The organism is uncultured Desulfovibrio sp., from assembly GCF_902477725.1.
Taxonomy (GTDB): Bacteria; Desulfobacterota; Desulfovibrionia; order Desulfovibrionales; family Desulfovibrionaceae; genus Desulfovibrio.
This window is the reverse complement of record NZ_CABSIF010000003.1, coordinates 189,819-203,101: the sequence shown is the minus strand read 5'-3', so window position 1 is coordinate 203,101 and position 13,283 is coordinate 189,819. Positions and strand designations below refer to the sequence as shown.

8 protein-coding genes are annotated in these 13,283 nt (G+C 59.9%); 4 read left to right on the top strand and 4 right to left on the bottom strand.

Going from position 1 to position 13,283, the window contains the following annotated elements; translation table 11 throughout:
- Window positions 1-7 precede the first annotated feature (7 nt).
- On the bottom strand, window positions 8-1,006 hold the full coding sequence (locus RDK48_RS03685) for a hypothetical protein (RefSeq protein WP_298997702.1): 999 nt from the start codon (window positions 1,004-1,006) through the stop codon (window positions 8-10).
- Window positions 1,007-1,153: 147 nt separating this feature from the next.
- Between RDK48_RS03685 and RDK48_RS03680 the strand changes: the two genes are divergently transcribed.
- From RDK48_RS03680 to RDK48_RS03665, 4 genes are all read left to right on the top strand, one after another.
- Window positions 1,154-2,170, top strand: a complete 1,017-nt coding sequence (locus RDK48_RS03680; RefSeq protein ID WP_298997704.1) for an NAD-dependent epimerase — start codon at window positions 1,154-1,156, stop codon at window positions 2,168-2,170.
- Window positions 2,167-4,395 (top strand): peptidase U32 family protein, encoded by a 2,229-nt coding sequence (locus RDK48_RS03675; RefSeq protein WP_298997706.1) that lies wholly within the window; start codon window positions 2,167-2,169, stop codon window positions 4,393-4,395. Before RDK48_RS03680 ends, RDK48_RS03675 begins: the two co-directional genes overlap by 4 nt.
- A 123-nt stretch (window positions 4,396-4,518) precedes the next feature.
- A complete protein-coding gene (locus RDK48_RS03670; protein ID WP_298997708.1) occupies window positions 4,519-5,376 on the top strand; it encodes an Eco57I restriction-modification methylase domain-containing protein in 858 nt (285 codons plus the stop codon).
- 54 nt (window positions 5,377-5,430) lie between these two features.
- Window positions 5,431-8,742: a UvrD-helicase domain-containing protein gene (locus RDK48_RS03665; protein ID WP_298997710.1), complete on the top strand. Its 3,312-nt coding sequence runs from the start codon at window positions 5,431-5,433 to the stop codon at window positions 8,740-8,742.
- Between the two features lie 264 nt (window positions 8,743-9,006).
- Here RDK48_RS03665 and RDK48_RS03660 read toward each other — a convergent pair whose 3' ends face one another.
- The 3 genes from RDK48_RS03660 to RDK48_RS03650 all read right to left on the bottom strand — a co-directional run bounded on the left by RDK48_RS03660 (window position 9,007) and on the right by RDK48_RS03650 (window position 13,110).
- A complete protein-coding gene (locus RDK48_RS03660) occupies window positions 9,007-9,264 on the bottom strand; it encodes a hypothetical protein (protein ID WP_298997712.1) in 258 nt (85 codons plus the stop codon).
- 118 nt (window positions 9,265-9,382) lie between these two features.
- Window positions 9,383-10,822 carry a sigma-54 dependent transcriptional regulator gene (locus RDK48_RS03655; protein WP_298997714.1) on the bottom strand — a complete coding sequence of 480 codons (1,440 nt, stop codon included), beginning with the start codon at window positions 10,820-10,822 and terminating at the stop codon, window positions 9,383-9,385.
- Window positions 10,823-10,914: 92 nt separating this feature from the next.
- On the bottom strand, window positions 10,915-13,110 hold the full coding sequence (locus RDK48_RS03650; protein WP_366125090.1) for an ATP-binding protein: 2,196 nt from the start codon (window positions 13,108-13,110) through the stop codon (window positions 10,915-10,917).
- Window positions 13,111-13,283 lie beyond the last annotated feature (173 nt).

Here is a 13,283-nt window from a genome sequence, read left to right as displayed (position 1 = left end):
TCAGCAATTAACCTTGCTTGCGGGGCTTTTCAGCCTCATCGGTTGCGGAGGCCACGGGCTTTGACGCGTCAGCGGGACTGGCTGCGCTGTCCGCAGGGGTCGTGTCAGCCTTATCTTCAGCCGAAGCTGCCGTGTCGGGGCTGATAATTTCCGCATCGGTCACATCGTCATCATGCCCTGCTGCTCCATTCCCGTTAGCTGCGCCATCACCCGATGCAGCTTCGGCGTCAAGGGCCGGGGGCAAGGCCTGCGCCTCCACCACATGCCCACCAAGAGCCAGACGCTGCACCTCATTTTGCGGCAGGGGTATGCAACCCTTGTCCACCAGCACGATGCCCGTGCGCTCAAGCACTTCGCGTCGGTATTCATATTCCTGCTGCATGCGGTGATGCCGGTACACAAACCAGCGGTGCACCAGATAGCACACGGCAATAAGTGCGGCCAGACTGCCCGCAATCCAGGGGATATATTCTGCCAGCGCGCCGCCAAGGCGCATCAGGGCAGAGAAAGCCCCGTCCACAAAAAACAATCCCGCACCCAGCAGCATGATGCCCAGCAGCAAAACCACCGTGGGCGCATTGCGGATTATGGCATAGAAACGGCGCAGCCGTTCAGGAACCTGCTCATCGTCCGCCGCCTGCCCTGCTCCCTGCCCGCCCTGCATGCTGTCCTCGCGCCCCAGATAGCGCGAAACCCAGGTGCCGGAAAGGTGCACAATGAGCATCAGCCCCACAGGGGCGAGCACCGCGGCCACGGCCCAGCCAAGCCAGGGGAAACGCGCCAGCGGCGGGCCGCTGGGAACATCCGGCGCGGCATGCATGACGCCGTAAAAAAAAGAAATGCCGCCGACAATCATCTCTACAAAAAAGATGGCGACCATAAGATATATAAGCGCGTCCTTGTACGGGCCAGCGTACCAGGCGGCGCGATCCTGACGGCGGCCTTTATCCGCAGAAGATGCGGACTTGCCTTGCGCTTCGGATCCTTTATTCTCTGCTTTCTGCATTCGTTACCTCGGTCCCCAAAACATACGATGCGGCGCTTTTTCCCGCAAGCCCCCATACCCCGAAACAAGGATTTCACCGTTTCGCGCCGCTCTTGCCCAGAACGCGCATCTGGCTTACTTTGCCTGCATGCACACTGGGAGGTTCTCATGCATGTTCTGGTAACAGGCGCAGCGGGCTTTATTGGATACCATCTTTCCCAACGGCTTCTGGCCGATGGGCACAGCGTGGTGGGCGTTGATAATTGCAACGACTATTACGATGTGCAACTAAAAAAAGACCGTCTGGCCCAACTTGCCGCCATGCCGGAGGCGCAGCGCTTCCGCTTTGAACTTTTGGACATGGCCGATGGCCCGGCAATGACCGCCCTGTTTGCCCGCGAAGGATTTACCCATGTGGTCAACCTTGCGGCGCAGGCTGGCGTGCGCTACAGCCTCCAGAACCCGGAATCGTACCTCAATGCCAACCTGCTGGGCTTTGGGCATATTCTTGAAGGTTGCCGCCAGAACAAGGTGGGGCATCTGCTTTTTGCCTCGTCTTCTTCCGTGTATGGCATGAATACCGCACGGCCCTACAGTGTGCACCATAATGTTGACCACCCGGTCAGCCTGTACGCCGCCACCAAGAAAAGCAACGAACTGATGGCCCATTCCTACAGCCATCTGTTCCGCATTCCCTGCACGGGATTGCGCTTCTTTACGGTATACGGCCCCTGGGGCAGGCCGGATATGGCCCTGCACCTGTTCACCACCGCCATTGTGCGCGGCGAACCCATCAAAGTGTTCAACGAGGGGCGCATGCGCCGCGATTTTACCTATATCGACGACATCATCGAGGGCGTGGTGCGTTTGCTGCCGCTGGCCCCGCAGCCCGACCCGGACTTTGACCCCGCAAATCCCAACCCCGCCAGCAGCTCCGCACCCTGGCGCATCTACAACATAGGCAACAACAATACGGTGGAACTCAACGATTTCATCAGCACCCTTGAAGACGCCCTTGGCATGAAGGCCCGCAAGGAACTTCTGCCCATGCAACCGGGCGATGTTGAATCCACCTGGGCCAATATTGACGACCTCACCGCCGCCACCGGCTTTGCCCCTTCCACGCCTCTCAGCGAGGGTATAGCCCGCTTTGTGGCCTGGTACAAAGAGTATTATAAAATATGAACGACACTTTCTCCACATCTGCGGATCATCTGAGCATATCCGCCCCCACGCCCGCCCGGCCCGAAATTCTGGCTCCGGCGGGCGACGCGCCTTCATTCCTGGCCGCTCTTGCCGCCGGGGCAGACGCCATCTATCTGGGCCTCAAACATTTTTCTGCCCGCATGCAGGCAGAAAACTTTGGCCTGACGGAACTTTCGCGCCTGACAGACCTTGCCCATGCGGAAAACGCCCGCGTTTACGTGGCCATGAATACCCTGGTCAAGCCCAACGAGCCAGCACAGGCCTATCGGCTGGCGGCGCGCCTTGCCCGTCAGGTCAGGCCCGACGGGCTTATCGTGCAGGATCTGGCCATGCTGGATCTGGCGCGCCAGGCTGGTTTTGAGGGCGGGCTTTATCTTTCCACCCTTGCCAACCTCACCCATCCGGAAAGCCTTGTGCAGGCCAAGAAACTCGGCGCCAACCGCGTTATCCTGCCGCGCGAGCTTTCCATTGATGAAATCCGCACCATGGGCGAGGCCTGCCCCGAAGGCCTTGACCTTGAATGTTTTGTTCACGGCGCGCTCTGCTACTGCGTTTCGGGCCGTTGCTACTGGTCGAGCTACATGGGCGGCAAAAGCGGCCTGCGTGGCCGCTGCGTACAGCCTTGCCGCCGCGTGTACCGCCAGGGCGGCCCTGCGGCCATTGCCCTTGTGCGCAATGCGGAACGTGAGGAACAGGACCGCATGCGCCAGGAACAGTCGCGCATGGACATTGCCCGCAAAAACCGCACCGGGCGTGATGGGCGTGGCAAGGCCGACGACCGCCGCAACGAATCTTTTGACGCGCCCCGCCGCCCAAGCTCACGCGGGCAGATACGCGGCAAGGAGCACAACGGGCGCTGGTTCTCCTGCCTCGACCTTTCGCTGGATGTGCTGGCAAAAACCCTGCTGAATATCCCCCACCTTGTGTCGTGGAAGATCGAAGGCCGCAAGAAAGGTCCGCACTACGTGTACCACGTGGTCACGGCCTACCGCATGCTGCGTGACAACCCCGGTGATGCGCAGGCCCGCAAGGCTGCGGAAGAAATTTTGCAGATGTCGCTGGGGCGACCCTCATCCCGCGCGCGCTTTTTGCCGCAGAAGGACCATACCATCCCCACAATGCCGGACGGTCAGACCAGTTCCGGCCTGCTGGCGGGCAAAATTCGCATTGAACCAGAAGGCGGCATAACGCTCAAGCCCTTCTTTGAACTACTGCCGCAGGATTACCTGCGCGTGGGCGTTGAAGACGAGCGCTGGCATGCCACCATGCCCGTAACCCGGCGTATTCCCAAGGGCGGCAGCCTTACCCTGCGCCTGCCCAAGCACAAGACGCCCAAGGCTGGTACGCCCGTTTTTCTTATAGACCGGCGCGAACCCGAGCTTATGCGCATCATCAAAAGCTGGCAGGCGCGCCTTGAGGCCATGCCCTCCCGCCCCAGCAAGGCCGTGGAAAGCGATCCGCGTCTGCCCAAGCCCATCAAGGCCAAAACCCGGCCCGACATGTACGTGCGCTCGAGCGTGCCCCATGGCAAGGAGACACGCACCGGCCGCAGCCAGTTGCAGGCCCTCTGGCTTTCGGCACGCAGCGCCGATCTTTCGCGCACGGTTGCTCCGCGCATGTGCTGGTGGCTGCCGCCGGTTATCTGGCCTGACGAAGAAGAAACCATCCGGCGCTCCATCGGGCGGCTGTGGCGTGACGGCGCGCGACATTTTGTGTGCAACGCTCCGTGGCAGCGCGGATTGTTCCCCGAACAGCTTGAAGAAAACGCCGACCTGTTAGCCGGGCCTTTCTGTAACGCGGCCAATGCCTCGGCCCTTGGCATACTTGCCAGTATGGGATTTTCGGGCGCGTTTGTAAGCCCTGAACTGGCGCGGGAGGACATGCTGGCCCTGCCCGCGCAAAGCCCCCTGCCGCTTGGCGTGGTGCTTTCCGGTTACTGGCCCGTGGGCATCAGCCGTTTCGGCATGTTGGGCGTCAAACCCAACGAGCCATTCCTCAGCCCCATGGGCGAACCATTCTGGGCGCGGCAGTACGGCGGCAACATCTGGATTTATCCCGGCTGGCCCTTGGATATCACCGCCAAAAGGCAGGAACTGCTCTCGGCGGGATACGGTTTCTTTGCGCACATGCAGGAAAATCCGCCGGCCTCTGTGCCTGAAATGCGGCGCAAGAGCCTGTTCAACTGGGAAGGGGATCTGCTGTAGCAGGCATGTCTCCCCAAACATCGGGGGGGGCTGACCGCATTCGCAGCATCCTGACACATACTTGCGGGCCGCCGTCAGAAACCATGTTCTGTCGGCGGCCTTTTTCCGGCGCAGGAAGCCCCAATGCACACGGATGAACCATCTTACAGCGCCCGACAGCTTTTTCCACGCGGGCTGGAGCAGCCGGAGGGCAGTCTGCGCTTTGGCGCGGACGCGCTCCTGCTGGCTGCCTTTGCCGCCCGGCACGTGGAAAGCCTGAACGCGCCACGTCAGGTGCATCTGACAGCAGCAGAACTTGGCTGCGGCTGCGGGGCTGCCCTGCTGGGGCTGGCCTTGCGTTGCCCTGGCATTACCGGGCTGGGGCTGGACAGGGAAGCGCCGCTTGTGCGGGCCGCCGCTGCCAATGCCGTGGGCCTTGGCTTGACAGACAGGCTGCGCTTTGCCGAAGCTGATCTGGCCGACAAAAAGCTCTTGGCAGAGCAGGCAGACGCAACAAGAGTCAGCCATGCCGGAAAGTTTGATCTGGTTCTGGCAAACCCGCCCTATGGAGTAGCCGGGAGGCCCTCGCCCCGCCATATGCGCGAACGGGCACTGCGTGGCGCACAGGGCGAGGAAAATCGGGAATACGTGCTCCAGCTATTCTGCCGAGCTGCGGCAGCTCTGCTGCGGCACCAGGGCTGTTTTTGCTGCATCTATGATGCCTCGGCCTTGCCGCAATTGTGCACGGCCTTGAACGATGCGGGCCTTGGCCTGCGCCTCCTGCTGCCCGTACGGACGCACAGGACAAAACCCGCTTTGCGGATTCTCGCGCTGGCCCGCAAGAATGCCGCACACGAAACCGTGATTGAAGCGCCGCTGACGCTGCACACCGGGGCATCCGTCAATGGCAGCCCTGAAACCAGTAGTGGAGTCATGGGTTGCGGCAAGGGCGGGCCTCGGTGGTCTGCACAGGCCTTACGCTTCTGCCCCTGGTTGGCCTGACGCAGGCTTTACCGTGATCAATCCCGCACAGATTCCATCCCCACAGGGTGAATTATGAATTTTATAGCTGATCTGCACATCCATTCCCGTTTCTCGCGCGCTACAAGCAAGGCTCTCAATCCTCGCCATCTAGCGGCCTGGGCGCGCTGCAAAGGTATCAACGTACTGGGCACCGGGGATTTTACGCACCCCCAGTGGCGGGCGGAACTGGCGGAGCAGCTCGTGCTGGACGAACACACGGGCCTCTATAAGCTGGCGGTTGAGCCGGAAACGCTTGAGTTCATGGATGCCAAGGCTGGCCCGGGCTTGCAGGAATCCACCGCTCCGCTGTTTTTGCTGCAGACGGAAATCAGCTCCATATATAAACGAGGCGGCAAGGTGCGCAAGGTGCACAACCTTGTGTTTGTGCCCACCCTTGAGGATGCAGAGCGCCTTTCGTTGCGGCTGGCGCAGATCGGCAACCTCAATGCCGATGGCCGCCCCATTCTGGGGCTGGACTCGCGCGACCTGCTTGAAATCATGCTGGAATGCGCGCCCGGTTCGGTGATGATTCCCGCCCATGTGTGGACGCCCTGGTTTGCGCTTTTCGGCTCCAAATCAGGCTTTGACAGGTTGGAAGACTGCTACGGCGATCTTTCGGAGCATATCTTTGCGCTGGAAACGGGCCTTTCGTCCGACCCTGCCATGAACCGCCTGATCAGCAGGCTTGACGGCTACGCCCTTGTGTCCAATTCAGACGCGCATTCCGGGGCCAACCTTGGGCGCGAGGCCAATCTGTTTGCGGGCCGCCCCAGCTATGCGGGCATGTTCGCGGCCCTGCGCGCCTCTGCCCGGCGAGAAGACCAGAGCAATCTGGACTGCCGCTTTCTCGGCACCATGGAATTCTATCCTGATGAAGGCAAATACCACCTTGACGGGCACCGCGCTTGCAACGTGGTGCTGGAACCTAAAGAATCGCTGGCCCTTAACAATATCTGCCCGGTCTGCGGCAAGCCGCTCACTGTCGGCGTACTGCACCGGGTGCTGGAACTGGCAGACAGGGAAACCACGCCGGAACTCCCGCGCGAACCGGAAGTGCGCCCACTGATTCCGCTGGCCGAAGTCGTGGGTGAAATCCTCGGCGTTGGCCCGGCATCGCGCCGGGTGCAGGAACGTTACAGCAGCCTGCTGCGCGAACTGGGGCCGGAGCTGGATATCCTTTGCAGCCTGCCGGAAGCAGACATCCGCGCTCACTGGGAGCCGCTGGGCGAAGCTGTGGCCCGCATGCGGCGCGGTCAGGTCTACCGCGAAGGCGGCTATGACGGCGAATACGGCACTGTGCGCGTTTTCTCCCCAGAGGAACTGGCCGATGCGCGCGGCACCCTGCCGGGCGTAAAGGCTCCTGCCAAGCGGGGACGCAAAAAGGCTGATCCGCCAGAGGCTGCGAATGCGCAGGCAACTGCCGCACAGCCCGCATCCGTGCGGGTGCGCCGCGCCAGCCTCCTCCTTGCGGGTGATACCACCACAGGAGCCACAAGCAATTTTTCTGCGGTAAAATCCGCAGCTAAAACTGACACACCTGCGCAGGCCTTTGCCTATTCTGACGAGCAGCAGACGGCGCTTGCAGCGGGCCCAGCGCCAGTGCTGGTGCTGGCTGGCCCTGGCGCGGGCAAAACCCGCGTTCTGGTGGGCCGTTTGCAATGGCTTGTGGAACAGGCCGCGGACATGCGCAGGGTGCTGGCCGTCACCTTTACGCGGCGCGCTGCGGATGAACTGCGAGAGAGACTGGCCAAGGCCTTTGAGGGTACCTCGCAAGCTGCGCTACCGCAGTGCGATACGCTGCACGGCATGGCCTGGGCGGCCCTGCGCGCCGCCAGCGCCGACAATCTTCCCCTGCTGCTTGGCGAGGATGCCGCGCTCAATCTGTTTTATCTGGCGAATCCGGAACTAGAAAAGCGCGATGCGCGCAAACTGTGGGATGCCCTTGCGCTGGCGCGTGAGGGTGGTGTTCTTGCCCAGGAGCCTGCTCAAAGCCCTCTGGCCCGAGCTGCTGCCAACTACGCTGCGCGCAAGAATATGGGGCAGCGTTATGTGGACTACGCCGACCTTCTGGACTGGTGGCTGGAGCACGCCCGCACCCTGCCCGAAAATGAGCGCCCGCAGCACGTGCTGGTAGATGAAGTACAGGATCTTTCGGCTGTGCAGCTTGCCATTGTTCGCGCCTTGCTGCCTGCAGATGGTCATGGATTTTTCGGCATTGGCGACCCGGATCAGGCTATTTACGGCTTCCGTGGCGTTACGGGCCAAAGCGAGATTAGCCTGCGCGCCTGCTGGCCGGGGCTGAACGTCTTCCGCCTTGGGCAGAGCTTCCGTTCCAGCCAGAGCGTGCTGGACATGGCTCGCAGCCTCCTGCTCCACAAGGGGCAGTGCGGCCCGTTGCTGGCCGCGCAATCGCTCACGGCTGAGCTGCGGCTCTTTTCCGCACCCGATGAGCGCACAGAGGCCCGCTGGGTAGCCGAGCGTGTTCGACATCTGTTGGGCGCTACGGCCCACACCCTGCTGGATCACAGCAAGGGGGACGACCTGCACGGTCTGGCCGGAGCACTGGCACCGGGCGACATTGCGGTTCTTGTTCGCCTGAAAGCGCAAATTCCCCCCTTGCGGGCTGCCCTTGAACAGGCGGGGATACCATGCGCCGCGCCCTCGCAAGATGGATTCTGGCAGGACGCCACATGCGCGCGCCTGCTGGGATTGCTTGGCTCTCATTGCGGTTTTGCGCAAATGCCCACTGAGGAGCAGGAGCGACAGGGCGCAGTGCCGCAAAGCTGGGCATCGGCAGAGAGCCTGCCTACGCCGGAGCGCATGCTCCCCTGGCTTGCGGAACAGCCCTGGGCTGGAGAAGTCTTTACCGGCAGCCGCCCTTGGCGCGAACTGTGCCGTCTGTGGCACCAGAGCGGCCACTGGACGGGCTTTTTTGAGCAGTTGGCCTGGCTTCAGGAAACCGAGCTTGTGCGCGCCAAGGCCGAGAGTGTGCAGATTCTGACTTTGCACGCTTCAAAGGGGCTTGAATTTCAGGCTGTTTTTCTGCCGGGGCTTGAAGACGGCCTTTTACCTTTGCGCCGTGAACTTTTGTTCCCTGCCGCGGATGCCGCCACCAGCAGCACCCAAAGCGAGGACAACGAGGCCGAGGAACGCCGTCTGCTGTACGTAGGTCTGACGCGTGCGGCGCGGGCACTTTTTCTCAGTCATTGCGCGCAGCGCACTCTTTATGGCCGCACCCTGCGTTTGCAGCCCTCGCCCTTCATGGGCCAGATTTGTGAATTCTGCCGGCACAGCACCCTGGCAACGCGCACCCGCAAGGAACAAAAGCAGATCAGCCTGCTCTGATCCCCTGCCCCTCCCACGCGTTCAGCAGCGGGATGAAGAACAAAAAAAGCGCCATTGGCGCTTGTGCATTTGCGGGATTGATTTCGGCCTGAGGCAGAGAGGGGCGATTTAACGGGTCATATCGGGCACAGGGGCATTGCACCGCGCTTGCCCCTGTACTTGAACGGTCTGGAAACAAGGGCGCAACAGGCTGTCCGGCCTGACAAACGCCATACCCGGCAAAACTGCTCAAGAGTGCATCACAACGTGACGCAATAAAGCCGCTTATTCTTCCAGCCAGGAGTCGTCTTCAAGCACCTTATAACCGCGCACGATGAGGTACGCCACTCCGTCCGCTTCTTCCATGATGCCTGAAACTTCCACGGGCACGCTGACTTCGTCATCCAGGTCAACCCCGGCGCCGCGCGGCACAATGCGGTATTCCACATCATCCTGCACAACAGCGACACGGGCCTGGCGCGCATCCACAGAACGCGGCACTGCCGCAACATACCCTCTGACAGTAATGGGACTCTTGTTCATAAGCTCTAACATTGCCTTTCAATGCCGATTTTTCTCGCCTATAGCTCCTTTTATTTTCTGACGCAAGCATCCCTGGCTGTTTACCGCGTTTTTTTGCTCGACCTGTCTGAAGTCCTTGCTACAGGCCGTTTTTTTTCATCAGCTCATACCAGTGCCCGCGCGAAATACCTGCCACTTCCGAGGCTTTTCGCACGTCTTCCGAGCACATGTCCCAGACCTGCCGCACGTAGGCTTTTTCAGCCTGCGATTTCCATTCACGCAGGCTGGGCGGTTTTTGCTCCATCGTATCATTGACTAAAAAACCATTTTCGACCGCAGTTATTCCCGCGCTGCCACTCCCGTGTAACCCACCATTCTCTTTGACCGGCGGCACGGTTCCCTGCCCCATGCGACGCCGCACGGAGTCCACACGCATGCGCGTGGGAAGATGCGCAGGCAGGATCAGATCACTTTTACCCGCCGTAAGACACGCCCGCTCAAGGCAATGGATCAGTTCACGCACATTGCCGGGCCAGGTGTACTCCAGCAGCACATCCAGAGCCTCATTGGAAAGAGTTTTTTCCGGCTGGTCACTGCCCAGACAAAAACGCGCAATGGCCTGTCGCACCAGCGCGGGGATTTCATCAAGCCTCTCGCGCAATGGCGGAATTATAATGGTGAGGCCTTGCAGCCTGTAGAGCAGATCTGCCCGAAAGCTGTTTTCCTTGGCCATGTGTTCCAGATTTTTGTTGGTGGCAGCAACCAGCCTGAAATCGCTGCTGACCTCACGCACCTCGCCCACAGGGCGAAAACGTCGCTGCTCCAGTGCGCGCAAAAATACCCCTTGCATGGGCTGGGGCAGATCGCCAACTTCATCCAGAAACAGCGTACCTTTGTCTGCCGCAAGCAGCAGCCCCTCGCGCGCCCTGTCCGCACCAGTGAACGCGCCACGGCTATGCCCGAACAAATGGCTCTCCACCAGTGTTTCTGGCAGAGAGGCGCAGTCAACCGTTATAAATGGCCTGGCTGCCCTTGCACTGTTGCGAAAGAGCGCCCGGGCAAAGAGTTCCTTGCCTACCCCGGTTTCACCCAGCAAAAGTACATTTACTTCGCTTTTTGCGGCCTGCGCCAGCAGCTTCAGCGCGCGGCTCATGCCGGGGCCGCTGCCAAGGATATGCCCGCTGTCCACAACAAGAGCTTCTGATACCGGGGTACGGTTTTGCCTGAATTGCAGAATTTGCCGCAAACACTGTTCAATATCACGCATCTGCAATGGCTTGGTGAGGAATTCCCATGCTCCGGAGCGCAAGGCTGCCTCGGCATTGTCGCCATCGCCGTTGCCAGTGATGACAACTACATCCGGCGCGCCCGGCAAATGTGCAAAATCGGCCTGATATTCAAGCCCGTTACCGTCCGGGAGCCATACGTCCAGCAGCACAACATCCACAGGCTCGTTGACCATACGCAGTGCCTCCTGAATGGAGGCGGCCAGCAGGGTTTCATGCCCCATGCGGTTGCAGACCACCTGCACCATTGTGCGCATCAGCCCTTCATCGTCCACCACGAGCACTTTGGCCATCAGCTTGTTCCCCCTGCGATCCTGCTTCTACCGATTTTTCTGCCTGCACGTTTTACCGCGCTGGCCAGCAACTCCAGCTGCGCGCATGTGCGCTACGCGGTCTTGCCTTGCTCCACATCTGCTGTCAGCGCCTGAACGGCTTCCTGCATTGCGGAGCGTAATTTTTGTGCTTCTTCTGCAATCGCTCCTGATTCCGCACTTTCTGTCGCCGTTGCTACAACGCGCAGATGGTCAAGCCGCATGACGCCTGCCGAGTTTTTGCAGGCATGGGCTGTGCGCCGCAGTTGCTCAAAATCACCCGTTGCAATGGCGGCATCCAAGGCTTGCAGACGCTCATGAAGTTCATGTTCCAATACGTTGGCAAGGCTTTTCAGCACGTCTTCATCGCCATCCAGCGCCTCGAGTGCGGCATTGCGGTTCCAGATCTCAGCTTTGCATTGTATTTCAGCATATTGATGCTCAGTCACGGCGGTTTCAGGCATGTTTGCTATTGCGCTTTTTTCCTGGGTGACATTTTGGGGCTTGCCTGGGCAATCTGTCGACTTTTCTCCCGACTTTGCTGTCACCAGTTTTTCCAGTTCATGGCGCAATTGTTCAAAACTCAAGGGTTTTAAAAACACGCCATCCGCGCCTAGCGCTTCACATTGACGCAGGAATGTGTCGCTTGTTGTTGCAGTATAGACGACGGCGAGAGTTTTTGCCGGGGACAAAGTATCGCCGTTCCGCAAAGCGCGCAGCACTTCCAGCCCATCAATGCCGGGCAACCGACTGTCGAGCACAAGCAAATCCCAATGCCCTTGGTGCGGATCCCGCAGCTGTTCCAGCGCCTTTTCACCAGTTTCAGCCACCACGGGTTCTGCCCCCATGCCTCGCAGCATATGCTGCATGGCATAGGCAATGGATGCGGTGTCTTCCGCCACCAGTACCTTTTTGCGAGCCAGTAAATGCGTTGCGCTATCCTGCGCCTCAGACTTGGCTACATCTAACTTGGGCACATTCTCTATGCTTGTAGCCTGTTCGGGTTGCGCACACTGCAAGAGCCGCACGTGGAGCGTGAAGCAGGCCCCCTGCCCTGTACGGGAAGCCAGATTCACATCTCCGCCCATGAGCCTTGCAAGAGTGCGGGCAATATTCAGGCCGAGGCCGGTTCCCGGAGTGCGGGCGGTATCGCTCCCCCGCTGAAAACTCTCAAACACCCTGGCCTGATCTTCCTGCGACATGCCGGGGCCAGTATCAGTGACAGAAATCGCCAGCTTCAGATGTTCACTGGTGCTTTCAAGCGCCGTGGCGTAAATGCGAACAGAACCTGCCTCTGTAAATTTGACCGCATTGCTGACAATGTTGCCCAAGGCCTGCCGCAGCCGAAAGCTGTCGCCCACTGCGCATTGCGGTAATTTTTCATCCAGGCCAAGCGTCAGGGAAAGCCCCTTACTGTCGGCAATGGGCCTGTACAAGTTCACACAGCTTGCGAGGCACTCCCGCAGGTCAAAGGGCAAGGCTTCAAGCGTGGGAGTTCCCTGCTCCAGTGCTGCGTGGTCTGTTATGTCGCCTACCATTTCCCGCAGGGCCTCTGCGGCTTGCGCAAGATAGCCCAAGGCTTTTTTGCGTTCCTTTTCAGGCAGGTCAGTACGCTGGGCCAATTCGCTCATTCCCACAATGGCTGTTAGCGGCGTGCGCATGTCGTGACTGAGGTGCCCCATAAACGAACTTTTCATACGACTGGCTTCCTCTGCCAGCCAGCGCCGGTGCGTAAGATTGAAGGTCAGGCCGCCGATGGCAAGCACCCCAGTAAACGCAAGCAGGCCATACAACAAGCGCATGTTGTAGCGTTGCCTTTCCAGCCCTCTGTGGAATGAGCTTGCGTCCTGGCTCACGCTGATGCCACCAAGCACTTCCCCCACTTTTTTGTTCACATGGCACCGCAAACAACTTTGCTGAGCCATAAGCACGCTCAGCAGGCGCAAGCTTTGGCCATTGCCGGACTGGGGAGCTGTAAACACTTCGGGGGTTTCTTCCGCACAGCGGGCAAGTGCTGACTTTTCCCACACATCCGCCATGTTTTCCGGCCGTAGCGGCGCACTGCTTATCACGCTGATGGTCACCCCTTCGCGCGAACTGCGCTCCGCCAGCTGACGGCTCATGTATGCGGGGTTGACCAGAACAAGGGTGCGCCCATCCTGTGTGGCTACTGTGCGTTCCGATTCTGGCAACCATGGGTTTGGCTGGCCGTAATCGCTTTTTTCAACATATACGCCGCCATGCGCGGCATTCCAGTTTCTTGCGTCCATTAATTGCTGCGCCATGGTTGAAAGTCGTGTATGCTCCAACGCAAGGCTATGCTCAGCATTGACCTGCACTGCCTGGCTGTAAAGAAAGCCAGTAAGTCCAAGCCAGGCCAAACTGGCAACAAGTACCAACCACGGCATCTTTTTCGACTTTACTAATGATTCGCGCAGCATCG

Bases quoted from the DNA above. Each gene is read 5' to 3' on its own strand.
- RDK48_RS03685 (WP_298997702.1), bottom strand. From the start codon at position 1,006: ATGCAGAAAGCAGAGAATAAAGGATCCGAAGCGCAAGGCAAGTCCGCA.
- RDK48_RS03680 (WP_298997704.1), top strand. From the start codon at position 1,154: ATGCATGTTCTGGTAACAGGCGCAGCGGGCTTTATTGGATACCATCTT.
- RDK48_RS03675 (WP_298997706.1), top strand. From the start codon at position 2,167: ATGAACGACACTTTCTCCACATCTGCGGATCATCTGAGCATATCCGCC.
- RDK48_RS03670 (WP_298997708.1), top strand. From the start codon at position 4,519: ATGCACACGGATGAACCATCTTACAGCGCCCGACAGCTTTTTCCACGC.
- RDK48_RS03665 (WP_298997710.1), top strand. From the start codon at position 5,431: ATGAATTTTATAGCTGATCTGCACATCCATTCCCGTTTCTCGCGCGCT.
- RDK48_RS03660 (WP_298997712.1), bottom strand. From the start codon at position 9,264: ATGAACAAGAGTCCCATTACTGTCAGAGGGTATGTTGCGGCAGTGCCG.
- RDK48_RS03655 (WP_298997714.1), bottom strand. From the start codon at position 10,822: ATGGCCAAAGTGCTCGTGGTGGACGATGAAGGGCTGATGCGCACAATG.
- RDK48_RS03650 (WP_366125090.1), bottom strand. From the start codon at position 13,110: ATGGACGCAAGAAACTGGAATGCCGCGCATGGCGGCGTATATGTTGAA.